The 23,717-nt window shown below is 34.7% G+C and carries 18 protein-coding genes and 1 pseudogene; 6 read left to right on the top strand and 13 right to left on the bottom strand.

Annotated features, from left to right (window positions below):
- Positions 1-141: 141 nt before the first annotated feature.
- The 6 genes from CAV_RS08600 to rsmA all read right to left on the bottom strand — a co-directional run bounded on the left by CAV_RS08600 (position 142) and on the right by rsmA (position 6,967).
- Entirely contained in the window at positions 142-945 is an 804-nt protein-coding gene (locus CAV_RS08600; protein ID WP_094324423.1) for an aldo/keto reductase, read from the bottom strand.
- 74 nt (positions 946-1,019) lie between these two features.
- The gene (locus tag CAV_RS09240; protein ID WP_261786910.1) at positions 1,020-1,421 is read right to left on the bottom strand and encodes a sulfatase-like hydrolase/transferase; all 402 of its coding nucleotides are present in this window, start codon (positions 1,419-1,421) and stop codon (positions 1,020-1,022) included.
- Positions 1,422-1,444: 23 nt separating this feature from the next.
- Positions 1,445-2,443 carry a sulfatase-like hydrolase/transferase gene (locus CAV_RS09245; protein ID WP_094324425.1) on the bottom strand — a complete coding sequence of 333 codons (999 nt, stop codon included), beginning with the start codon at positions 2,441-2,443 and terminating at the stop codon, positions 1,445-1,447.
- A 929-nt stretch (positions 2,444-3,372) separates the two neighbouring features.
- Positions 3,373-4,140, bottom strand: a complete 768-nt coding sequence (locus tag CAV_RS08620; RefSeq protein ID WP_094324427.1) for a pseudouridine synthase — start codon at positions 4,138-4,140, stop codon at positions 3,373-3,375.
- Between the two features lie 92 nt (positions 4,141-4,232).
- Positions 4,233-6,197, bottom strand: coding sequence for a ribonuclease J (locus CAV_RS08625; protein ID WP_094324428.1), 1,965 nt, complete (start codon positions 6,195-6,197; stop codon positions 4,233-4,235).
- Positions 6,194-6,967: a 16S rRNA (adenine(1518)-N(6)/adenine(1519)-N(6))-dimethyltransferase RsmA gene (rsmA, locus tag CAV_RS08630; RefSeq protein ID WP_094324489.1), complete on the bottom strand. Its 774-nt coding sequence runs from the start codon at positions 6,965-6,967 to the stop codon at positions 6,194-6,196. The genes CAV_RS08625 and rsmA overlap by 4 nt, the downstream gene beginning before the upstream one ends.
- Before the next feature lie 99 nt (positions 6,968-7,066).
- On the opposite strand from rsmA, the gene CAV_RS08635 reads away from it, so the two are divergent.
- From CAV_RS08635 to queF, 5 genes are all read left to right on the top strand, one after another.
- Positions 7,067-7,597, top strand: coding sequence for a nucleoside phosphorylase-I family protein (locus CAV_RS08635; RefSeq protein WP_094324490.1), 531 nt, complete (start codon positions 7,067-7,069; stop codon positions 7,595-7,597).
- Between the two features lie 18 nt (positions 7,598-7,615).
- Complete coding sequence (gene rlmN, locus CAV_RS08640; protein ID WP_094324429.1) at positions 7,616-8,674, top strand: dual-specificity RNA methyltransferase RlmN; 1,059 nt, start codon at positions 7,616-7,618, stop codon at positions 8,672-8,674.
- 353 nt (positions 8,675-9,027) lie between these two features.
- Positions 9,028-10,155 carry a conjugal transfer protein TraF gene (gene traF, locus CAV_RS08645; protein ID WP_094324430.1) on the top strand — a complete coding sequence of 376 codons (1,128 nt, stop codon included), beginning with the start codon at positions 9,028-9,030 and terminating at the stop codon, positions 10,153-10,155.
- Between the two features lie 1,164 nt (positions 10,156-11,319).
- The gene (gltB, locus tag CAV_RS08655) at positions 11,320-15,807 is read left to right on the top strand and encodes a glutamate synthase large subunit (protein WP_390088203.1); all 4,488 of its coding nucleotides are present in this window, start codon (positions 11,320-11,322) and stop codon (positions 15,805-15,807) included.
- A 45-nt stretch (positions 15,808-15,852) separates the two neighbouring features.
- Complete coding sequence (gene queF / locus CAV_RS08660; RefSeq protein WP_094324433.1) at positions 15,853-16,239, top strand: preQ(1) synthase; 387 nt, start codon at positions 15,853-15,855, stop codon at positions 16,237-16,239.
- An 84-nt stretch (positions 16,240-16,323) separates the two neighbouring features.
- Here the strand turns inward: queF and CAV_RS09375 are convergent, their stop codons facing one another.
- From CAV_RS09375 to CAV_RS08690, 7 genes and pseudogenes are all read right to left on the bottom strand, one after another.
- Positions 16,324-17,055 carry a methyl-accepting chemotaxis protein gene (locus tag CAV_RS09375; RefSeq protein ID WP_390088238.1) on the bottom strand — a complete coding sequence of 244 codons (732 nt, stop codon included), beginning with the start codon at positions 17,053-17,055 and terminating at the stop codon, positions 16,324-16,326.
- Positions 17,056-17,445: 390 nt separating this feature from the next.
- A pseudogene (locus tag CAV_RS09380) lies at positions 17,446-18,096 on the bottom strand (DAHL domain-containing protein); the annotation flags it as partial.
- Complete coding sequence (locus CAV_RS08670) at positions 18,080-18,991, bottom strand: cytochrome-c peroxidase (RefSeq protein ID WP_094752864.1); 912 nt, start codon at positions 18,989-18,991, stop codon at positions 18,080-18,082. The gene CAV_RS08670 and the pseudogene CAV_RS09380, both read right to left, overlap by 17 nt.
- A gap of 147 nt (positions 18,992-19,138) precedes the next feature.
- Positions 19,139-19,597, bottom strand: coding sequence for a hypothetical protein (locus CAV_RS08675; protein WP_094324435.1), 459 nt, complete (start codon positions 19,595-19,597; stop codon positions 19,139-19,141).
- A 98-nt stretch (positions 19,598-19,695) separates the two neighbouring features.
- Positions 19,696-20,466 (bottom strand): DNA-methyltransferase, encoded by a 771-nt coding sequence (locus CAV_RS08680; RefSeq protein WP_245807445.1) that lies wholly within the window; start codon positions 20,464-20,466, stop codon positions 19,696-19,698.
- Positions 20,467-20,552: 86 nt separating this feature from the next.
- Positions 20,553-21,335, bottom strand: coding sequence for a DNA-methyltransferase (locus tag CAV_RS08685; RefSeq protein WP_094324491.1), 783 nt, complete (start codon positions 21,333-21,335; stop codon positions 20,553-20,555).
- Between the two features lie 48 nt (positions 21,336-21,383).
- Positions 21,384-22,628, bottom strand: coding sequence for a hypothetical protein (locus tag CAV_RS08690; protein ID WP_094324437.1), 1,245 nt, complete (start codon positions 22,626-22,628; stop codon positions 21,384-21,386).
- A 171-nt stretch (positions 22,629-22,799) separates the two neighbouring features.
- On the opposite strand from CAV_RS08690, the gene CAV_RS08695 reads away from it, so the two are divergent.
- Positions 22,800-23,645, top strand: a complete 846-nt coding sequence (locus CAV_RS08695) for an aldo/keto reductase (RefSeq protein WP_094324438.1) — start codon at positions 22,800-22,802, stop codon at positions 23,643-23,645.
- Positions 23,646-23,717: the final 72 nt, after the last annotated feature.

A 23,717-nucleotide genomic window follows, 5' to 3' on the forward strand; every position in this document is an offset into this window, starting at 1 on the left:
AAAATAATACTTGAAATTTGCTAATAATAAAAGAACTTTTGAGCTTAAAACCTCATTCTAAGCAAGCTATGAGTAAAACTTGCGCAAGTTGAATTTAAAAAAAGCTTGATTAAGGCTAAATTTGGGCTTAAAGACCCAAAGTTAATAGCCCCAAGAAAACTGCGTTTGGTTTTTATCAAGCTTGCTTATGTTTTGCATATCCTCTTCATCTAAGGCAAAATCAAAGATATTGATATTATCTTGCATATGTGTAATCTTTGAAGCTTTTGGGATGGCTACAATATCTTGTTCTATTAAAAATCTTAGTGCTATTTGCGCCACGCTTTTCTTATGTTTTCTTGCGATTTGTTTTAAGCTTGAATTTTCAAAAAAGCCGTTTTTCCCAGCAATAAATGGACTCCAAGACTGCAAAACCGTGCCGTAAGCTTTCATCGCCTCTTTTAAGGCCTTTTGTTGATAGTAAATATGTGTTTCGCATTGATTGATAGCAGGTAAAATTTCACAGCCCTTAACAAAGTCAAGATATGGCTTTGGCCTAAAGCTAGAAAGCCCTAATGCCCTTACTTTGCCTTCTTTATAAGCTATTTGCATTGCCTCATACATTTGCTTAGCTTGCGGGTATGGCTCGTGGATTAATAGCAAATCTACATAGTCTAAATTCAAAGCCCTTAAGCTTAAATCTATGCTTTTTTGCACCTCATCAAAGTTCATATTGCTAGATAATTTGGTCGTGATAAAAAAGTCTTGCCGTTTTATACCGCGTGTTTGCATGGCTTCATTAATGGCAAGGCCTACTTCTTTTTCATTATGATACATTTGTGCTGTATCAAAAAGACGGTAGCCGCTATCAAGGGCTTGTAAAAGTACATCTTTACTATGTACGCTGTAGGTGCCAAAGCCTAAAATTGGCATTTTTATCCCATTGTTTAGAGTAAGGTATCGCATTTATATCCTTTTACTAGCTTAACTGTTTAAATTTACTATTATAAAGAATGATACCTACTCTAAGTCAAGAGAATTTAGAACTTTTTTAGCTCCTTGTCATAGTCTTTAAACGGCTTTTCACCAACCACTCTTTGTCTAGCTCTTAAAAAGCTATCATCACTGCTAAAGATGGATCTTTTTTCCTCGTAACCTAAGATTTTACCGCCTGCAATGTCGGCTAAGGTATGCGTTAAATCATCTAACATATAAGGCACAGATTTATCTGTATTTTTGATGCGTTTGTAAAAATCCTCGTGTTCTTGCTTAAAAGTATTGCTAAGATAAAGCACAAAAGGCACTTCTAGCATAAACCTTGAAATTCTCGTGCCAACATGCCCAGAAAAGTCGTCCACATCGCAAACTTCCTCGCCGTGATCGCTAAAATAAAGCACCAAGCTATCTTCATCCTTAAAGATATTTATGATTTCATCAAGCACGAAATCTGTATAAAGTATGGAATTTAAATACTCAGCTTTTGTATTTTTGCAATGCCCCCCCCGTTTATAGAATTTGAAGAAAAGACATCAAATTCTTTTGGGTATCTTTTGTAATATGTAGCGTGAGAGCCCAAAAGATGCACTACAAATAAAGATGGTTTGTCGCTTTTTTCTTTAGCCTCTGCTAGAGGTTTTAAAAGATTTTCATCAAATCTAGCTATGTCGAATTTATCGGTTTTGTTTAAGAAAGTGATATTTTTTGCTCTGTTAAAGATACTTACATGGGCTACCGCAAAAACTCCCACATTTTCTTGATTTGAAAAGACATAGCTATCATAGTCTAAAAGCGAAAAAAGATCTATGAAATTTAGGCTTTTATACCACAGTGCTTTATTTTCCATATTAGCAAAGGTTAAAGCTAGAGATAAGGAGTCCGAGGTACTAACTTTAGCACTTATGACATTATCAAATAAAAAGGTATTTTCAGGGCTTTGCTCAAGTCTTTTGCTAAGCAAAGGTGTGCTATTAAGCTCGTATCCATAGCTTTGCAAATAAGACCTTTGAGCTGACTCTCCCACAACTACAACTACATTTTTTATATGCTTTTTTGGCTTTGTGGGTGGATTTAAGTTCTTAAGATTATCAGCCACTTCTTTTAAAACAGCGTTGCTTTGTTTATAATCTTTTACGGCGGCTATGGTGTGAAAGGCCTTGTTAAAGGAGTTGTAAGCATTATAAAGCACATCACTCCACCTCTCATCCACAGGACGAAGCCTAAAGATATGTATGAAAACCATAGCGATAAGTGCTAGGACAAATACTGAATTTAAAAGCCTTTTATTTACGCTTAAAGGCTTAAGCTTAAGGTATAAAAATGCAAACAAAACAAGCAAGGCAAGGCAAATCAAAAGCAAGGGCATGCTAAGATAATTAGGTAAAAACTCTACGCTTTCCCTGCTGTTTGTATCAAGAGCGAAAGAAAAAAGGTAAGAGGATAAATTCGACTTAAAATTATAAAGCAAAAAGATATTTACAAGAAAGGCAATGAGGCTTAAACAAGCACAAGGCCTAAAAGAAAATTTTGAATTAATCTTAATCTTAGATGATATATGATGAAAAATAACAATCCATAAGAAAGTATAAAAAAGCTTTCTCTATAAGCAAAGGAATAAAACCAATAAGAATCAAAATACTTCCCATAGTCATAAAACATAGAAAAAGTAATGCAGATAGAATTCATAATAAAAAGCAAAACAAAAACTCTAAAAAAACCTAATATCCTTAAACAAAAATGACATAGCTTTCCTTTTTTAATCCTTAGTCTTCACGCAAAGAAGCTTTAAATTTTAGCTTTGAGAAAAATTTTATAACTTTAGCCTTTGTTTTGCAAAGGCTTTGAATTTTTATCTTTGTTTGCTTATTTTATCTGTTCTTCTGTGGTTGTAGTGGTAACGGTGCTGAAAGTTATTTCAGAATTCGCACAGTCTTTATAAAGCATTACTAACATCACTATATAAGCAATCAAACCGATAAAATAACCTATAATGATAAAGGCTGTAACAAACGCAATAACATAGACTATAAAGAAAATAAAAGTTTTCAGTAAAGCCTTGCCGAAGCTAAATTTCGCAATCAACCACCAAGCAAAAAATGCACCAAATAAATGAAAGAAAAAACCAAGTAAAACAGCGATAATGCCTGATGCACCACTGTTTGTCTTATATACAGTCTTTTAGCTCTTTAACCTGTTTATCCATCTAAACTCCTTTAAAATAAAAATAATACTCCTAAATTCACACCTTATCTGCATTTTAGAAATACTACAAAAGTTAGGATTATACTAAAAATTTTAAAAAATGAAAAAATAATTTTATAAAATTTGCATTTGCCCAAATTTTAAAAGCTTTAAAATGCTAAATTTAAATGACCTTATAAAATAAAAGCCTTAAATTTAAGCTTTCTCATCCGTTTTCTTAGTCTTTAAAAAATCCCTTAGCTTTGCATACTCGCCCTTGCTTAAAAAGCGGTGTTTGCCGCTGGGTAAAAGGCCTAAATTTACTATGCCAAAAGAAACTCTTTTTAAATCCACAAGTTCTAAATCAAAAAAGCCAAAAAAGCGTCTAAGCTCCCTATTTTTCCCCTCATTTATAAGCACCTTAAGCTTTGTGTATCCTCCGCTAAAGCCTAAAATTTCAAAGTCTAAAAAGGGCGCTATTTTCATAGAGCTTATCTTTGTTTTTGCGTGGGCTCCTTTTTTTGAATTTACAATTTCAAGCCCATTTTTCATAGCCTCAAGCACTTTTTCATCTATCTTGCCCCTTATTTTTAGATAGTATTTTCTTTCTAAATCGCTGTGCATCAAAGCATTTACCACATCTACACTATCGCTTAGCAAAAGCAAACCCTCACTAGCAAAATCAAGTCTTCCAACAGGCAAAAAATGCCTAAAATTTTGTGGCAAGGACTGATATATAGTCTTTCTATCCCTATCATCTTTCTTGCTTACAAGCTCGCCCTTTGGCTTGTTATACACTATAACCGTGAAAAGCTTTTTTTCATTTAGGATTTTACCCCTTATGCTTACCTTGTCATTTTTGCTAACCTCATCGCTTAGAGAGGCTAATTTTTTATTTATCTTAACAAGTCCAGCCTTTATAAGCTCATCAGCCTCACGGCGAGAATATTTGCTGTTATGAGAGATGTATTTATTTATACGCATACTTTGCCTTGAGAAAATCGGGCGTAAAAAACTGCCCTAATTTTCTTTTAATATCATCTTCTTTACTGTGTTTTTTTGGCATATCTTTGAAACTACATTAAAAATACAGTTGGCACTATGGTTGGATACTTTTTAATCTTTCTAAAGATATGCTTTCTTAAAACCTGTCTTATCTGTGCTTCTAAAATTTTTGGATTATTTAAAATTTCATCCTTGATATTTGTAAAGAAAAGTGATAAAACCTCGCTTAGCTCCTTAGAAAATTCATAGTCTTGTTTATCCGCCACAAGCCCATAGCTTAAAACCCTTGGTTTTTGTATAAGTTTTTTAGTGCTCTTATCAAGCTGGGCTATGATGACGACCACTCCATTATCAGCTAATTTTTGCCTATCTATGATAACATCATCAGCTATTTGTTTGTTAATCTGATTATCTACAAAGACCTTACCTGTTTTTACCGTGCCTATCCTTTTCATATACTTATGGCAAAGCTCTATTTGATCGCCATTACTCATAAGATAGATATTTCTTTCATTGACCCCGCATTTTATGGCGGTTTGCTTATGCTTTGTGATGTGATTATACTCTCCGTGCACCGGTAAGAAAAATTTAGGCTTAGTAAGGCAAAGCATAAGTTTTTGCTCCTCTATGTTTGCGTGTCCGCTTACATGAATTTCACTAAATTCCTGATAAGCAACACTAGCACCCGCCTTTAAGAGATAATCAAGAACGGCACTTATGCTTTTTTCATTACCCGGAATGGCTTTAGCTGAAATGATGATTTGATCACTTTCCTTTATCTTTATAAATTTATGCTCATCTGTTGCCATTCTATAAAGCGCACTCATAGTCTCGCCTTGAGAACCTGTAGTAACTATCAAGACCTCATTATCCTTGTGCTTACTTACCTCATCTGGGTCTATGAAAATTTTTCTATCTAAATTTATATAACCAAGCTCCATAGTAGTGTATAAATTTCTTTCCATAGAACGACCTATAACGCAAACCTTGCGGCCGTATTTTAAACCATAAGTTATAGCCTGATAAACCCTGTGTATATTTGAGCTAAAGGTGCTCATTATAACCCTGCCCTTTGCTCTTAAAAAGATATTATCAAAGGTATCACCTACCGAGCTTTCACTCTTTGTATAACCCTCTTTATAAGAATTTGTGCTATCGCTTAAAAGGCATAAAATCCCTCTATCTCCATAGTAAGCTATCCTGTTTAAATCGCTTGGATAGCCATCAATAGGAGTATGATCTATCTTAAAATCCCCGCTATGAAGTATGGTCCCTGCCTTTGAAGTGATAGCTAGGGCTGAAGCGTCTATAACAGAGTGGGTTATGTGTATCCACTCTACCTCAAATTCCCCTATATTATAAAGCTTTCTTTTTTCTATAGGTTTGAAATTTTTTCTTTCTGCCTTTAAGCCGTGTTCTTCAAATTTATTTGAAATCATACCAAGAGCCATAGGAGAGGCATACAAAGGAAAGGAAAATTCTTTATAAAAATAAGGCACAGCTCCGATATGATCCTCGTGAGCGTGGGTTATTAGCACCGCTCTTACCTTATCCTTTATCTTTCTTATATAATCAAAATCAGGTATAACTATATCAACCCCGTGCATACTCTCATCTGGAAAGCTTAAACCAATATCTACGATAATGGCATCTTTATTTGTTTCTATCACGGTCATATTACCACCAACTTCTCCAAGACCGCCAATAGGAGTTATCTTAAATTTATGCTCCGTGCTATTTGTGAATTTTAGAGGGTAAAGCCTTTGTTCGTGTATGATTTTATTTGCTTCTATTGATTTTGACATTTGCACCTGCCAGGGCTCGTTGCCGGTTAAATTTGTAGGCAGATTTTTATTTTTTTTCTTTTTTGCTGTCTTTGTCTCATCCTTTTGAGCTTGTGCTAGATTTTGCTCACTCTCATCGCTTTTTATGGAATTTTGCAAAGACTTTCTTTTTCTTTTAAATTTGAATTTCTTGGAATGTTGCTTGTTGTTTTCATCTTGCAAATTCTCATTTGTCTTAATTTCCTCGCTCATTTTCTTTCCTTTAACTGAGTAAAAATTTTAAGATAATCTTTGGCACTGAGCTGATGAGGTCTAACATCATCTTGTATATCTAAATATCTTAGAATTTCAAACAAAACCTTGTTTGAGAGATTGTTTGCAAGTCTTTTTCTAGGAGCTTTAAAGCATTCTTTAAGAAAGGCTTTAAAGTCCTCTATCTCGCAAATATCACCATAGTTACTGTGCTTTTCTAGGAGTATGAGGGCTGATTTTACCTTCGGTGCTGGTTCAAAGCACTCTTGCGAAACCTCGCTTATGAGCTTTCTTTCGCAGATTAACTCGCTTAAAACAGATAAGGCACCGTAGTTGCTATCAAGCTTAGTGGCACAGAATTTTTGCGCCACCTCTTTTTGCAACATAACCAAAAGTCCTAGGCAGTTTTCATCCTCTAAAGCACTTAAAACTAAAGAACTAGCGATATAATAGGGCAAATTAGCCACCAAAAAATACTCCTTAGAGCTCATCTTTTCCCTAAAGAATTCGCTAGCGTCTAAATTTACTAATTCTAATTTATCATCCAAGATATACTTTTGAAATTTTTTCCTCAAGTAAGGAATAAGCTCACTATCAATCTCGTAAGCTTGCACCCTCGCTTTTTTCAAAAGCTCCTGTGTCAAATCACCTAAGCCAGGCCCAATTTCAACTATGTCTTTAACATACTTGGGTATGGCTTGAGTGATTTTCTCTAACACAGACTTATCTTTTAAAAAATTCTGTCCAAAATGTTTCTTAGCCTTAATCATCTTTAATTGTAGCAAAAATTTACTTAACATTTTGCAAGAATTTAAAAAAAAAGGCTAAAATTTCCTTTTTTTCAACTAAGAAAGGGATATATGTCAGCCTTGATACTTTGTGCGGGAGGAAATGAAAATTTCAGCTTTGCAAAAGCCATAGGTATAGGTATGGTGCAAGCAAGTATAAAAACCACAGAGCTTTGTATGCAAGAAAAGCCTAACGAGCTTATATTTATAGGCACTTGCGGACTTTATGACAAAGGAGAGCTTCTAAAAATATATCAAAGCTCTTATGCTTTTAATGTAGAATATTCCTCCTTAGCGAATTCTTTTTATAGCCCCATAAAAAATGAGATAAGCTTAAATGTTTCATATGAAACATCGCACAAAACAAATTCATCAAACTACATCTGTCAAAACAAAGAAGCTGCGAAAAATTTCGCAAAACTTGGTTTAGAGCTTGAAAATATGGAGCTTTTTTCGGTGCTATGCGTGGCTAAATATTTTGATATAAAGGCTAGGGGAATTTTATGTGCTACGAATTTTTGTGATGAAAAGGCCCACGAAACATTTTTGAAAAATCACAAAGAGGCAAAAGATATTTTAGAAAATTTTTTAAGAGAAAGAAAACTGATATGAAAGGTTTTTGCTAAATAAATGAAAAATTTACTCAATTATACAAGCGAAGAATTAGCCTTAGAAATACAACCTAAATTTAGAGTGCAACAACTTTTTCAATGGATTTATCAAAAATATGCCGATGATTTTAGCCAAATGACTTCTTTGCCAAAGGAACTTAGAGAAAGGCTAGGGCAAAATTATCACTTCAAAAGCTTAGAGTGCATAAGAAAGGAAGAGAGCAAGGACGGCAGTGTAAAATATCTATTTCAGCTAAAAGATAAGGAGCTTATAGAAACTGTGTTTTTGCCTATGAAAAAAGAGCTAAGGGATGAAAAGGGCAAGGTCTTACAAGAGGCAAAATACACTATCTGCGTATCCTCACAGGTGGGCTGTAAAAGCGGCTGTTCTTTTTGTCTCACTGCAAAGGACGGCTTTAAGAGAAATTTAGAAGCCGCTGAGATAGTGGAGCAAATTTTATACATCAAAAGAGAGAAAAACATAGCCTACGAAAAAAGGGTAAATATCGTCTATATGGGTATGGGAGAGCCTTTGGATAATCTTAAAAATGTAGCAAAAGCCGTACGTATAATCAGCGAGGATGATACCCTAGCCATAGCACCGAAAAGACAGACCATAAGCACAAGCGGTTTAGCAAAACAGATAAAAGAGCTTGGAAAAATGAACCTTGGAGTGCTTTTAGCCATATCCTTGCACGCTGTGGATGATGAGCTAAGAAGTGAGCTTATGCCTATAAACAAGGCTTATAATATAGCACAAATCATAGAAGCCTTAAAAGAATTTCCTATAAATCAAAGAAAAAGATTGATGTTTGAATACCTGCTAATAGCCGGTGTAAATGACAGCCTAGAGCACGCTAAGAAATTAGTAAAGCTTTTAGAGGGCATAAGGGCTAAGGTAAATTTGATACTTTTTAATCCTCATTTTGGTGCCATATACAAAAGACCGAGTATGCAAGATGCCATAGCCTTTCAAGACTATCTAAGCTCTAAAAGGATAGTATGCACCATAAGAGAAAGCAAGGGGCTTGATATATCAGCGGCTTGCGGGCAACTTAGCAAAAAGGGTAAAAGATGAGCATTTTGGATATGGTGCAAATAGCCTTTATCTTTGCTGTGGTTTTTGTATCCATTGTAGGCATTATAAAGGTTTTAAGAGATGAAAATAAATAAAAATAAATCCTAAATTCTTAATAAAATTTTTAAAAATTTAACAACTGCTAGTAAGAAATAGATAAAAAATTCTTAATGCCCTCTTTGATAAATCAAAATTCACTCTAGCTGAAAAGATAAAAAAACTAAACATAAGCCCTTTGAAAAAGAAAGCATAAAGGTTTAAAATACTACTTTAGTCAAAGCTTTTAAAGACTTGCAAAATTTGCTTATTTTTTGATAGAATTTGCCTTGCAAAAAGACTTTTTAAGGATTTTTATGAGATTTTTTTTAGTATTTTTCTTATTTGTTTTAAGCTCCTTTGCCCTAGAATTTGAAGAAGTAGGACACAGAGCCTCGACTATGGGTGGGGTTGGAGTGGCTATGAAAAACAATCCTTATGCTATATTTTACAATCCTGCCCTAGCTAGTGCAAATGACAATGCTAGGATGGGCTATGCTCTTTCTGCTGCCTTTGGCGAAAAAAATCTCCTAGATGTCTTTAACTTCGACCTAAACAATATACAAGATGTAAGCAAATTGAACAAGCTCTTAGATGATAATTTACTTAGAACAAAGGCTCAAGGAGCTTGGGCTTTAAAAGCACCGAGCAATCTCATCTTTGGCGATTTATCCATAGGCTTTATGATAAATGTATATACAGCCTCAACTTTCACAGGACGCTTAGCAAATGACATCACAGCCATAAATGATAATATAGACTTTAAGATAAGAAGGCTTGATACAGTAGAACTTCCAGTAGCTTACTCCTTTGCCCTAGACACCGCTCTAGGTGAGCTTTCTTGGGGTGCAGCCTTGAAATTTATGAGCTTTTCAAATGTAGAATTAAGTAGAAAACTAGGAGTTACTGACTCCAAATCAAGCATACAAAAAGAGATAAAATCCATAATGAACGGCTCAAATTCCGTATCCGCTTACAACTACGGCATAGATCTTGGCTTTGCTTATAGTCCTGCCATACTACCTGAATTTAGCTTAGGATTAAGCGGAAGGAATTTAAACAGACCCAAATTTAATTTCAAAGAACAAGGAAAGATCACAGCCTTTCCTCAAGCAAGACTAGGACTAGCTTACGAGCTAGGAGAGGGTTTGTTACTAGGAATGGACGCTGATTTAACCAGAAATATTATGCTTACTCCTAGTGGCTCACCTAAACAATATTCGCAAAAAATGGGTATAGGAATAGACGCACATACGCCTTTTTTCTCTGCTAGAGCAGGTTTGGCAAGTGATATAGCGCAAAAAAATGGGCTTATAATGTCCTTTGGTTTGGGCTTTGGACTTGTTGATATAGGAGTATCTGCCTCTACGAAAAAGGGCAAGGTTGATGATGTAAGCTATCCTAGGTATTTTTCACTTCATCTTGGCGGAAGCTATGAATTTTAAGTATAAAGATAGATAAAATTCTTTATAAAATTCTATATTTTTTGACTTAAAAATAGAAAGTCTTATTATAAAGCTAAACAATAAAGAAAGAGAGGATTTTACCCTATATCAAAGCTAGATACAAGAAACTAAAGCTCTTGTAGATAAGTGGAAAGGGATTTATTTTAAAAGAATTTGTGGATACTGATAAAATTCTTATTTTATGAGCCTTGAAAAGGATTATAAGAGAGAGCAGATTTTAACGCTCATACTAGAAAAGAAAAAGCCTTTATTTTTAAAATAGTAAAAAGTCTCTAAGATAGAAAAAAAAATTTAATGTTTCACAGGAAACATTTTAAAAAGTAAAGTTTTAAAGATAAAAAATTTCGCTCTCACTGCCAAGCAAAAGAAGCAAAAAATTTCTAAGTAAAAGCAAGTAATTTTAGTCTTAGTTAAGGGCTAAAAGACTTTAAATTTATAGACCTAAAGCTTGATTTCCTAATCAAAAAGTCTAATCATTTTTAAGGCTTTCATCTCTTATTTAAGGAAAAGAATTTTATTGTTTAACTTTAAAATTTGACATTAAAAATTTAAATTTTTTCATTCTAAAAAAGGCTTAGCATTTATCTTAAATTTTGTAAAAAATTCTTTTTTTCGTATAGCTACTCTTGGTTTTTAACTCCTTGTTTCTAAGTTTTTAACTTAGTTTTAAAAATTTACAAAAAGAAAGGAAAAATTCATGAAAAAAATTTATAGTTTTAGGCTTATTGTCTTTAAATTTTGCAGCAGCGACAAAAATTTTAGAATGGGGTAAGCCGGTAGGATGGGTAGCAGAACAATGTAAAACAATAACACGAAACGAGATGGCTATAAAATATCCAACGGTAAAAGAGGGTCATAGCAGGGCATATCCTAGTTTATATAGGATTGAATATGATAGATGTAGGGATAAGTTATACGATACACTTAAGAACAATCTATTTAAATAAAAACACCCCACAAAATTAGGGCTAAAAACCAAAGGGCTATTTTAAGCCCTGTCCTTTATAAATCTCATATAAAATTCAAAACTTCTAAGAGTAAAACAAAGCTAAATTTAAAACAAAGACAAGAAAAATAAGGAGCTAAACTATCCTTAAAAATTTTTTAGATATAATCTAGCTTTAAAAAATGCAAGGAAAAGATATGCAAAATTTGGATTCTTCTTATAATTTCGGTCTTTATGATAGCAAATTCGAGCACGATTCTTGCGGTATAGCAGCTGTGGTAAATATAAGGGGCATTGCTTCTTATAAGGTTATTTGCGATGCCTTAGAAATTTTAATGCAACTTGAGCACAGAGGAGGAGCCGGAGCTGAGGAAAACACAGGAGATGGTGCTGGCATACTTATACAGATACCTCACGACTTTTTCGCTACCCTAGAACTTGGCTTTACTTTGCCTAAAAAGGGAGATTACGCAGTAGCACAGATGTTTTTGTCTCCAAATTACGAGGCAAAAGAGGAGGCTAAAAAGATATTTTTAGAGGGCTTAAAAGAAAAAAATTTAGAATTTCTAGGCTTTAGGGAAGTTCCTGTAAATCCTAGCGATATTGGCAAAACAGCCCTTGCTGCAATGCCTTACTTCCTACAAGCCTTTGTTAAAAGACCAAAAGAAGTTGATGAGGGCTTAGCCTTTGAAAGAGTGCTTTATAATGCAAGAAGAATCATAGAAAAAAAAGCAGCCCTAGTGCCTAAATTTTACTTTTCAAGCTTTTCATCAAGAACCATAGTGTATAAGGGTATGCTACTTTCAACCCAGCTAAGTGATTTTTATCTTGATTTTAAGGATGTGAATTTAAAATCAGCCATTGCCCTAGTGCATTCTCGCTTTTCTACAAATACCTTTCCAAGCTGGGAAAGAGCCCACCCAAACAGATATATGGCGCATAATGGAGAGATAAACACCATAAGAGGAAATGTCGATATTATGAGTGCTAGAGAGGGCTTGTTAGAGTCTGATTATTTTGAAAATTTAGACGAGCTTTTACCTGTGATAGCGAAGTATAGCAGTGATTCTGCTATGTTTGATAACACTTTGGAGTTTTTATCCTTAAATGGTCGCACCCTAGAGGAAGCCTTTTTGATGATGATACCAGAGCCTTGGCATAGAAATTCAAATATGAATCCGAAAAAAAGAGCCTTTTACGAGTATCACTCAACCTTAATGGAGCCTTGGGACGGACCTGCTGCTATCATCTTTACAGACGGCGTTGTTATGGGAGCTTCCTTAGATAGAAATGGCTTTAGACCATCAAGATACTATCTTACAAAGGATGATTTTTTAATACTCTCAAGCGAAACGGGAGCCTTGAAAATAGATGAAAAAAACATCAAGGCTAAAAAAAGACTTGAGCCGGGCAAACTACTCTTAGTAGATACAGCAAGAGGCAGGGTGATATCAGATGAGGAAGTAAAAGAGCATTACGCAAATGCAAAGCCTTATGAAAAGTGGCTTGAAAATTTAGTTAGGCTTGAGGACTTAAAAAGCAAGGATTATAAGCATAATTTCTTAAGCGAAGATGAGGTTTTAAGGCTGCAAAAGGTCTTTGCTTGGTCTTATGATGAGCTAAAACAAAGCGTTGAGGCTATGGCAAAAACAGGCAAGGAAGCACTAGCTGCTATGGGCAATGACTCAGCTCTAGCGGTTTTGTCAAATTCATATCAACCACTTTATAATTATTTTAAGCAATTATTTGCCCAAGTTACAAATCCTCCACTTGACGCCATAAGAGAAGAGATAGTAACCTCAACTAGAATTTATCTTGGCAGGGAAAGCAATCTCTTAAAACCAGATGAGAGCCACTGCAAAAGGGTTAAGGTAAGTTTGCCTATCATTAGCAATGAAGAATTGCACGAGATAAAAAAATTAAAAGATTTTAAGGTAAAAGACTTTTCCTTGCTTTTTGAGTATGAAAAAATTTCACTTGAAAAGGCTTTGGATGAGCTCTTTTTAAAGGTGGAAAAAGAGATAGATGAGGGAGCTAGTATAGTGGTGCTAAATGATAAGGGAGTAAAGCAAAATTTAAGCTACATACCAGCACTTTTAGCCGTTTCGGGACTACATAATTATCTAGTTAGAAAGTCAAAAAGAACACACGTAAGCATTATAGTAGAAAGTGCCGAGCCTAGAGAAATTCATCATTTTGCCTGTTTATTAGGCTTTGGAGCAACTGTCATAAATCCTTATCTAGTCTATGAAAGTATAAATCAACTTATAAAACAAAAAGAGCTAGACTTAAGCTACGAAAAGGCTGTGGCAAATTTTATAAAGGCTTCCTCAAGTGGTATAGTTAAGATAGCTTCTAAAATGGGAATTTCAACCCTGCAAAGCTACTGTGGGGCTCAAATTTTTGAGTGCTTAGGACTAAGTAGTAAAATAATGCAAAAGTATTTTACCTCTGTAAGCTCAAGGATAGAAGGTATAGACATTGAAGATATAGAAAAGGAGCTTATCTATCATCACAAAAAAGCCTTTAAAGATAATACAAAAGCCCTTGATTCCATAGGCTCTCACAAGTATAGATCCAGCAAGGAAGAGCACCTACTTGACCCACTAGTCATCTTTCACTTGCAAGAATCTTGCAAAAACAAGGACTATAAACTCTTTAAAAAATACAGCTCCTTAGTGGATAATAAAATAGTAAATTTAAGGCATTTAATGGACTTTGATTTTAGCGAAGCCATAAGCATAGACAAGGTAGAAAGCGCCGATGAGATAGTAAAGAGATTTAAAACAGGTGCTATGAGTTATGGCTCTATCTCAAAAGAAGCCCACGAATGCCTAGCCATAGCTATGAATTCCATAAATGCTAGATCAAACTCAGGCGAGGGCGGCGAGGATGAAAGCAGATACGAGATAAAAGAAGGGCTAAATAAAAGCTCTGCGATAAAACAGGTTGCTAGTGGGAGATTTGGAGTTGATATAAACTACCTTGTAAATGCAAAGGAAATTCAAATCAAAGTAGCACAAGGAGCAAAACCGGGCGAGGGCGGACAGCTTATGGGCTTTAAGGTTTATCCTTGGATAGCAAAGGCTAGAAATTCAACCCCCGGAGTTTCTTTAATATCTCCTCCACCACATCACGATATATACTCCATAGAGGATCTAGCCCAGCTGATATATGATCTAAAAAACGCAAATAGCGAGGCTAAAATTTCGGTTAAACTAGTTAGTGAAAGTGGCATAGGCACGGTCGCAGCTGGAGTGGCAAAGGCAGGAGCAAATTTAATCCTTGTTTCAGGTTATGACGGGGGCACGGGAGCAAGTCCAAGAACTTCCATACCTCACGCTGGTCTTCCTTGGGAATTAGGACTTGCAGAAACTCATCAAACCCTTATCCTAAATAAACTTAGGCAAAGGGTGCGTCTTGAAACAGACGGCAAACTTTTAACCGGAAGGGACTTAGCCATAGCAGCACTTTTAGGGGCTGAGGAATTTGGCTTTGCAACCGCACCTTTGATGGTTTTGGGCTGTACGATGATGAGGGTTTGCCATCTAAACACCTGTCCTTTTGGTATAGCCACTCAAGACAGAGAACTTAGAGATAGGTTTAAGGGTAAGCCTGAGGATGTGGTGAATTTTATGTATTTCATAGCTGAGGAACTTAGAGAATATATGGCAAGGCTTGGTTTTGAAAAGCTTGATGATATGATAGGACGCATAGATAAATTAAAGCAAAAAAAGCTAAGTGGAAAATTAGCAAAGATAAATTTAGATAAGATTATAAAATCCCTGCCTACATATAACAAAAGTGCGGTGCATTTTGAAAGCTTTGTGGATAATAAGCTTGAAAAAAGTATTGATTATAGAATTTTACTCCCGCTTTGCAAATCCGCTTTAGAAAAAAATAAAAAGATAAAACTAAGCCTAGAGGTAAGCAATCTTAGCAGAACCTTTGCCACTATGCTTTCAAGCTACATAGTGAAAAACTACGGCAAAAACGCCTTAGAAGAAGATAAGATAAGCCTAAGAGCCATAGGCTCTGCTGGAAATAGCTTTGGTGCCTTTTTATGCAAGGGTATAAAGCTTGAAATCATAGGCGATACCAACGACTATCTAGGCAAGGGCTTAAGCGGTGGTAAGATAGTGGCTAAAATTTCAGATGAGGCTACCTTTAGCCCTGAAGAAAATATAATAGCCGGAAATGCCTGTTTATACGGAGCTACAAGCGGGGCTGTGTATTTAGACGGCATAGCAGGAGAAAGATTTTGCGTTAGAAATTCAGGCGCAAAGGCTGTAGTTTTAGGCACGGGAGTGCATGGTTGTGAGTATATGACTGGTGGAATTGTGGTTGTGCTAGGCGATGTGGGCGTAAATTTTGCCGCTGGTATGAGCGGGGGAGTGGCTTATATCTTTGGTAGACATAATGAAGCAAATGTTAATCCTGAGCTTGTAGATATAAAAAATCTTAGCAAAGAGGATGAAAAAGAGCTAAAAGCCATAATAGAAGAGCACATCTTATACACAGGCTCTAAAAAGGCTAAGGACATAATGCAAAAATTTGACAAAAAAGACTTTTTTAAGATAATGCCAAGGGATTATGAAAAGGCTTTAAAGGCTCTAAAAGCTTGTAAGGATGAAAAAGAACCTGAGCTAAGTGCCTTTAAAATGCTAAGCGAGGGTAAGATTTAATTTGCAAATAGCTTAAAAGCCACAAAAATTGTAAAAAGGAAAAATATGAGATACGGAGAAAAAGAGATAAAAGAATTTGATGTGGATAAGGACTTAGAGCTTTGGGAAAATAAGGCTGAAAATGATTATCTTGTAAAGATTACTTTGCCTGAATTTGCCTGTCTTTGTCCAAGATCAGGTTATCCTGATTTTGCCACCTTAAAGCTTGAGTATATACCTGATAAGTTTATAGTTGAGCTTAAGGCTATAAAGATTTATATAAATTCCTTTATGTATAAACACATCAGCCACGAAGCTAGTGTAAATGAAATTTACTCCACCCTAAAAAATAAGCTAAAACCAAAATACATCAAGCTAGTAGCTGAATTTAATCCAAGAGGAAATGTCTATACAAGCATAGAATGCAGAAGCGATCTTGTAGTGCCTAAGTGAAAATTTAAGGCAAATTCTAGGATATTTTTAACAAAAAACGCTATAAATGCCCTTAACAAAACTTAGGCTTTCTTACGCCTAAGTTTATTTAAATGAATTTAACTTTGATGAGAGTTCTTTTGATGAGTCTAGCAGGGTATTTGACATCGAGCTAAGCTCTGAGGATAGTTCTTTTAGCGAGGTTTGCATATCCTCAACTTTTTTGATATTTTCTTCAAGCTGGCTCATCTTTTCCTTAGCGACCTCAGCCTTTTTCTGCATGCTATAAGTAGAATCTGTTATATAATCCAAACTTTGCAAGGAAGCCAAAATTTCCTCTTGCAAATCATTTGTTTTATTTGAAGTTTGCATCATAGATTCGTGTATGTTTTGCATGAGTTCTGCATTTTGATTTATCTTGCTTGTTATGCTTTGAACTGTTAAATTTATATCGGCTAAGGATTTATCGGTTTTTTCAGCCAAATTTCTTACCTCATCAGCCACCACCGCAAAGCCGCGTCCGTGTTCTCCCGCACGTGCTGCTTCTATGGCTGCATTTAGGGCTAAAAGATTTGTTTGCTCGGCTATATCTTTTATAGAATTTGTCATTTGTATAATGCTATCGGCACTTTCTTTTAAAGAAAACATACTATTTGTTATATCCTGTTCTTTTTGTGTGTTTTGCTCAACTAAGGCCAACAATTCTTTTAAGGTCGTATCCACCTTTGACATAACATTTTTCATCTCATTCATGCCGTCTATGCTTTTAAGACTTAGCTCAGAGCTTAAGCTTATATGCTTATCAAGCACCAAAGAATTCTCCTTTATGCTTTGCATTTCCTGATAAGATGAGATGGAATTATGTTTAAGATCTTGTGCGTTTTTTTGCAAAAGTTCTGAAGTTTTGTAGCCGTTTTCAGCGTTATCCACAGCTTGTAAGATAGAGTTTTGCACCAAGGATATAAAAGAATTTATGTAAGAGGCTGACTGCGCTAGTTCGCTTTTTAAAGATATGTTTAGCCTAGATCTTAAATTTGCCTCATTTGAAACCAAATTTGCACTTAGCTGTTCTAGCTGTTTTATAGGTATTAAAACGCGTTTTATGGTTATGATTATAAGACTTAGCAAAAGAAGCACAGTAAATGCGAAAACAAAGATAGAGCTGTAGAATTTATTTTCATTTGTGCTGCTTATATGCTCTTGATTTTGCCTTATGCTCTTTGACAAAAGTTGGGCTAAAGTGTCGCTTTGGTAATACTTGGAATTATCTTGCATTATGCTTATTTGCTGTATTATCATCCTATAATGTTTCAAAAATATAGAGATATTCTCATTGCTTGTATCTTTTACATCCTTTATGTATTTTTGCAAGAGCCTAAGCACATCTTTTTGCAAAACATTTTGCGTTCCTATCACCGAAAGGGTGGAATAAAGAGCATTTATTGTCTGCTTTTGCCCTGTGTCGCTTTCTTTTAGGTAGTTTTGGGCTAGTTCGAAGAGATAAATTTTAGAATTTAAGGCTATGGAATTTGCGGACTTAAACCTCTCTACCTGCCACATCTTGTCATTAAACACCTCAAAACTTTCGTTTATATCTATGCCATTTTTATCTAGTGTTAAAAATATCTCCTCCATTTCCCTGCCTATTTGCACCGTTTCATCATAATTTACGCTTTGCAAGGCAAGAGAAAAGATATTGTTTAACCTAGCGTTTAAAAATGCTAGTCTTTGTAGCTCGCTCATACTGTATTGGCTTTCTTTTTGGTGCTTGTAATTATCAAAAATGAAAAAAAGCATTAAAAAAACCAAGGAAATTATCACAACAGTCATAACTATAAAAAGATGTAAAAATGAAAATCTCTTATTGGATTTTTTCATTATATTCTCCTGTTAGTGTTTTTAAAAAGGCTACTATATCATTTACTGTCTCATCTTCTAAAAACTTACCAAGCTGATAATACGCCATAAATTGCACAGCCTGTTCTAATGCCGGCATAGTGCCGTCATGAAAATAAGGTGCCGTTTTTTCTACATTTCTTAAGCTTGGCACCTTAAAAACCATTTTATCTTCCTCTCTTTTTGTCCTGTCAAAAAGTCCTTGCAAATCTTGGTTTGGATACTGGATAAAAATTCCAAATTTTTGATACATATTTCCACCCACATTAACCCCGTGATGACAAGAGGTGCAACCATTTGCCACAAAGGCAGCATAACCTCTTTTTGCTTGTTCGCTTATAGCATTTTCATCACCTCTTAAATATCTATCAAATGGCGAATTTGGAGTTATAAGGGTTTTTTCAAATTCAGCTATAGCGTCTGCGATATTATCAAAATTTATTTCTCCATAAATCTCATCAAAGCTTTTTTGATATTCTTTGTTGCTTTTAACCTTTTGCACCACTTCTGTTTCGTTTAATCCATGCTCTATAGGATTTAAAAGTGATCCTTTTGCCTGCTCTTTCAAATTCTTGGCCCTTCCGTCCCAAAACTGAACGAAGTTAAACACAGCATTGAAGCTAGAAGGAGAGTTAAAAACACCTTGAGCTTGATTTACGCCCGGTGATGTTGGCTTGTTATCAACACCATAATTATCTACTAAATGGCAACTATTGCACGATATGGTGCCGTCTTTTGACAAGGATTTGTCCATGTATAACTTTTTACCTAGCAAGGCCTTTTGTTTATCAAATTCCAAACTTTGAGGTATAGGACTGATGAGCTCATTTGCTAGACAAAGATTAAGTAGCAGCGAGATAAAAATAAACTTTTTCACCTTTTTCCTTATTTTATTTTTTATATAAAACAATATTTTATCTTATCAAATATAAAGAAATTATGAAAAACGTTTTTTTTTTTTTTTGCATATCAAGATTTACCTTTATTGATAAAGCATTCAAAACATTTTTGCTGAAATTTATGCCTACACCTTTTCTAGCCATTCTTTAATCTCCTTGCTATTAATGATAAAAAAGCGTTTTTGCAAGGCCAAATCCACGCTTTTTAGCTGGGATTTTATGAGACTGTACGTTCTTGTATCATCGCTAATAATGCTCACATTTGCTCCCTCTTGCAAATCCTCTAGCACCTTTTGCCAAAACACCTCATCGCTATCTTTATCATCAACAAAGCTAAAAATACGTTTATCAAGGAAGTAGTTAATAAGCCTTAGTGTTTCTTGGGATATGAGATTTTTATTTGAGAGGCTATCTGTCCTTAGTTTATGCAGGTGCGTATGCTGGGTCTTTGGAATTTTTATCTGCAAACAATCTGCGGAAGTAAGTTTTTCTAAATGTTTATATGCAATCTCATCAAGGCTATTGCTACGCAACATTGTAAAAAACACCTCTGTATCAATATATATTACATTTTGCTTTTTCATAGTAACTCCTTAAGAAATTTTGCCTACTTGGCGATTTTACTTTGCCTTGCATTTGTGTCCTTTGAAGCTTTTTATACTTTCTAAAAGAGAAGTTGTTTTTAGTTGATATTTTGCATATTAAGACTCATATCTACATATTCCCTATTCATCTCACAGCCTATAAAATTGCGTCCTAACTCTCTAGCTACAAGGCTACTCATTCCCGTGCCAGCAAATAAATCTAACACTAAGTCTCCTTCCTTGCTACTCGCCTTTATCATTCGTTCTATCATTTCTCTTGGCTTTGGTGTGGGGTGGTTTAGCTTTTGTGTCTTGCCGTTTATTTTTCTTTTATGTCGCTCACTGCTTATTTCCCATACATCGGGGCAGAGTTTGCCATTTTCATTTGGATACCACCGCTTGCCATTTTTTAGAATTCCTTTTTTTGCAGCATGAGCTATGCGTTCTTTAGAATCATAAGGAATGCGAACACTATCACTATCAAAATAATAATCTTTAGAATCGATTGTATAAAAAAGTATACTTTCTTGAGCATTATTAAACTTTCTTTTACTCACACTAAAACCGTCCTTTTTATACCAAGTAATCCAATTTTGTAAAATTACCTTATTTTGCAAATAGTGTAAAAATAAAGCACAATTTTTAGGTGTATTAAAGAGATAAAAACTTGCATTCTTTTTAAGTTTAGGCAAAAGCAAATCAAGCCACGCAAAGCTAAAATCTAAAAAGTCCTTTTCACTCCTAAAGCTATCCCAAGTAGCTATTTTAAGATTATAAGGCGGATCGATAATAGCTAAATCTATGCTAGAATCTTGCAAGGATTTTAAAAAGCTAAATACATCAGCAATATAAATAATATTTATTTCCAAGCCTTGTAAGGTAAGATTTGCATTAGAATCAGCTTGTATAGGGATAGATTCTGTATTTTGCAAAATTTCATTTTTAAAATACTTTGTCATCTTAGCCTCTCTTCTATCACATCTTTATAATTCTCATAGAGCTCATAACCTATGTAATGCCTCCCTAAATCCTTTGCTACTTTTAAGGTCGTGCCACTCCCAGCAAAAGGGTCTAATACCACATCACCCACAAAAGAAAAAAGCCTTATAAGACGATAAGGAATCTCACTAGGCATTATCGCAGGATGCTTACCAAAGGCTATATCACTTTTATTTGGGATAGGGATATTCCAAATTTGCTTGGTGTACTCTACCCATTCTGCTTGGCTTAGTTTGCTTTGCTCTTTTAGCTCTTTTGCACTCTCTTTAGGCTTACCGTCTTTGACATAGATAGTGATAAACTCACTTGTATTTTGGGCATAAAAATTTCTCGGATAAGGATAGCTACCAAACATTAGCTTTTTAGTCGTATTCGTGCGATTCCAAATATATAAGTCAAGCAAGAAAAATTTTGTAGATTCTAAGATAGCGTGCTGAATATCACTTTGCAAGTCAAAGATATGGCGGTTATAATGTGTGTTTAAGTCTTTTTTAAAGATCGGCATTAAGGGCACATTGATACAGAGTTTGCCATTTGGCTTTAAGATTCTAAAACATTCCTGCCATACCTTTAAAAGCTCACTAATATAGCTTTTATAATCCTGTAAAGCTCCCAAATCACCCTTTTTGCTTTCTGAATGTTTGAGGTTTTGATAGCCGTCTTTTGCATAGTCTTTGATATTAAAATACGGAGGAGATGTGATAATCAAATCTATACTAGAATCTAGCACTTCATTCATAGAAATACTAGATTTGTAAAAAATTTGGTTTAGTGAATTTGTCATCTTTCAGCTTTCTAATCCAAGCAGTCTTTTATTGTAGTTTAATAATCTTTTTTGCAAGGATAGTTTATATTTTACATTATCTGTATATCGCAAAACAATCTCATCGCCTATTAAGTTATCAAGCACGGCATTTTTATCCTCAAAATTTAGCCGTATTGCTTTTTTCTTATTCTTATCAAGGCTTAGAATCTTATGTGAATTTGCATCAATATAAATCAAATTTTGCCAATCATCGATGGCTTTTAAAGCGTCTATATCCTTTGCGTAATAAAACGGCACTATATGATGAAGCTCGAATCGAAGGTCTTTTTGCACCTCGTGTTCTTTGAAATACTGTATTTTTATAAGCGAACTTCGTCTAAAAGCAATTTTTTCTCCGCTTATATCAGCTTTTAAAAACAGTCTTTTTGTTTGTCCATCATACTCAAACAAGGACATAAGAGCTAGGCTATTAAAGATACTTTGAGCCTCATTTTTCCAGTTATGAAAATCTTTTTTTGTGTTTTTGGTACCATTGAATTGTTTTGGAACACAATACTCTTGTATCACAGATTCCACTACCTTTTGTCTAGCTTTAAGACCTCTAAATTCATTTATAAATTCTAAAATTTTATCTTTTGTAATAATTTCATTTTCATAAGTTTTACCAAGATAGCTTACAAAAAACATCATTTCGATCACACTCACATATTTTGGCTCTAACTCATTGATAATGTCTAAAATATCTTGCACCACTCCGCCAAAAAGAAAATCAAGGGCTATACCTAAATGCTTTTGTTCTTCAAAAATATCCTTACTGTGCAAAAAATCAAGTGCGTTTTGTGTGATTTTTACATAGCGATACTGCTTTCTTTTGCCTATTTCGCAAAGTTTTTTATGCTTATCAAATCTTTCTATAAAGCCCATTCTTTGCAAATTTACAAATATAATTTTTCGCATAGACATATCTTCAACGGATTTTTTATATGCCAACAAATCTTTATTTACATTTTTTAAATACTCGCAAAAAGCCTCTTCTTCTGGAGTGTATCTATAATCTGCATAAACATCTCCTTTCGTGTGATATAAAAGCTCGTTTTTTGGCAAATGCTTTAAGATAATTTTTATATAGTCCTTATCCCAACGATAATGTTGTATCTTATGTGTGCCACGATAATCCTCTCGCAAAACCCTTTTATAAAGAAACTCTAAGCACTCTAAGGCAGGTTGTACGCTAAGAAGTTTTTCTTTAAATTCTTGTTGATTCAATATATTTCCTTGCTTTGTAAAATTCTTCTTGCTGTTACAATTATAACAAATAGAGTCTTAAGATTTTTATCTTACACTTTCTAAAAGGGAAGTATATTAAAAAAGCGCATATTGACAAAAAAAATCTATGGCTTTTATAATTTCATTTTATTTATACTTAAAGGAGAAAGTATGCAAACAATCACTCTAAATAATGGCGTGAAAATGCCAATTTTAGGCTATGGGGTTTTTCAAATTCAAGCAAAAGATACGCAAAGGTGCGTAGAGGACGCTTTGGAAGTGGGTTACCGCCTCATTGATACCGCAGCAGCTTATCGCAATGAAGAGGGAGTGGGTGCGGCACTAAAGGCAAGCGGACTAAAAAGAGAGGAGCTTTTCATCACCACAAAACTATGGATAGATGATACTAGCGAATCTAAAGCCACACAGGCCTTTGAAAAATCCTTAAAAAATTTAGGACTTGATTACATCGACCTCTACCTTATCCACCAGCCTTATAACGATGTGTATGGTGCGTGGAGGGCTATGAGTAAGCTATATAAAGAGGGCAGGATAAAAGCCATCGGGGTTAGTAATTTTTATCCGGATAAAATCACGGATTTTTGTCTAAATAATGAGCTTATCCCAGCCCTTAATCAAATCGAATGCCATCCATTTTTCCAAAAACACGAGTGGCAAAAGGTTTTAAGGGAGCATAATATCGCTATGCAGTCTTGGGCGTCTTTTGCAGAGGGGCAAAATGATATTTTTAACAACGCTACCTTAAAAAGCATAGGAGCAAAGCACAATAAAAGCGTGGCACAGGTGATTTTAAGATGGCTTATACAAAGAGAAATTGCGGTCATTCCAAAGACTTTGAGCAAAGATAGAATGAAAGAAAATTTCAATGTTTTTGATTTTAGCTTAGATTCTAGCGATATGGCAGAAATTGCAAAACTTGATGAAAACAAAAGCTATTTTATGAACCACAGCGATGTGGAAGTTGTTAAAAATCTTTGGAATTATATGAAAAAATAATACATGAGATATCAACCTATATGGCAAAGTAGGGTTATTTGTTAGGGCTAACAAATGTGAGCAAAGGGAGTT

Source organism: Campylobacter avium LMG 24591 (assembly GCF_002238335.1).
GTDB lineage: Bacteria > Campylobacterota > Campylobacteria > Campylobacterales > Campylobacteraceae > Campylobacter_D > Campylobacter_D avium.

Excerpts from the sequence above, each read along its gene's own strand:
- CAV_RS08600 (WP_094324423.1), bottom strand. The coding sequence starts at position 945 with ATGCGATACCTTACTCTAAACAATGGGATAAAAATGCCAATTTTAGGC.
- CAV_RS08620 (WP_094324427.1), bottom strand. The coding sequence starts at position 4,140 with ATGCGTATAAATAAATACATCTCTCATAACAGCAAATATTCTCGCCGT.
- CAV_RS08625 (WP_094324428.1), bottom strand. The coding sequence starts at position 6,197 with ATGAGCGAGGAAATTAAGACAAATGAGAATTTGCAAGATGAAAACAAC.
- rsmA (WP_094324489.1), bottom strand. The coding sequence starts at position 6,967 with ATGATTAAGGCTAAGAAACATTTTGGACAGAATTTTTTAAAAGATAAG.
- rlmN (WP_094324429.1), top strand. The coding sequence starts at position 7,616 with ATGAAAAATTTACTCAATTATACAAGCGAAGAATTAGCCTTAGAAATA.
- traF (WP_094324430.1), top strand. The coding sequence starts at position 9,028 with ATGAGATTTTTTTTAGTATTTTTCTTATTTGTTTTAAGCTCCTTTGCC.
- gltB (WP_390088203.1), top strand. The coding sequence starts at position 11,320 with ATGCAAAATTTGGATTCTTCTTATAATTTCGGTCTTTATGATAGCAAA.
- queF (WP_094324433.1), top strand. The coding sequence starts at position 15,853 with ATGAGATACGGAGAAAAAGAGATAAAAGAATTTGATGTGGATAAGGAC.
- CAV_RS09375 (WP_390088238.1), bottom strand. The coding sequence starts at position 17,055 with ATGCAAAGCATAAAGGAGAATTCTTTGGTGCTTGATAAGCATATAAGC.
- CAV_RS08675 (WP_094324435.1), bottom strand. The coding sequence starts at position 19,597 with ATGAAAAAGCAAAATGTAATATATATTGATACAGAGGTGTTTTTTACA.
- CAV_RS08685 (WP_094324491.1), bottom strand. The coding sequence starts at position 21,335 with ATGAATGAAGTGCTAGATTCTAGTATAGATTTGATTATCACATCTCCT.
- CAV_RS08695 (WP_094324438.1), top strand. The coding sequence starts at position 22,800 with ATGCAAACAATCACTCTAAATAATGGCGTGAAAATGCCAATTTTAGGC.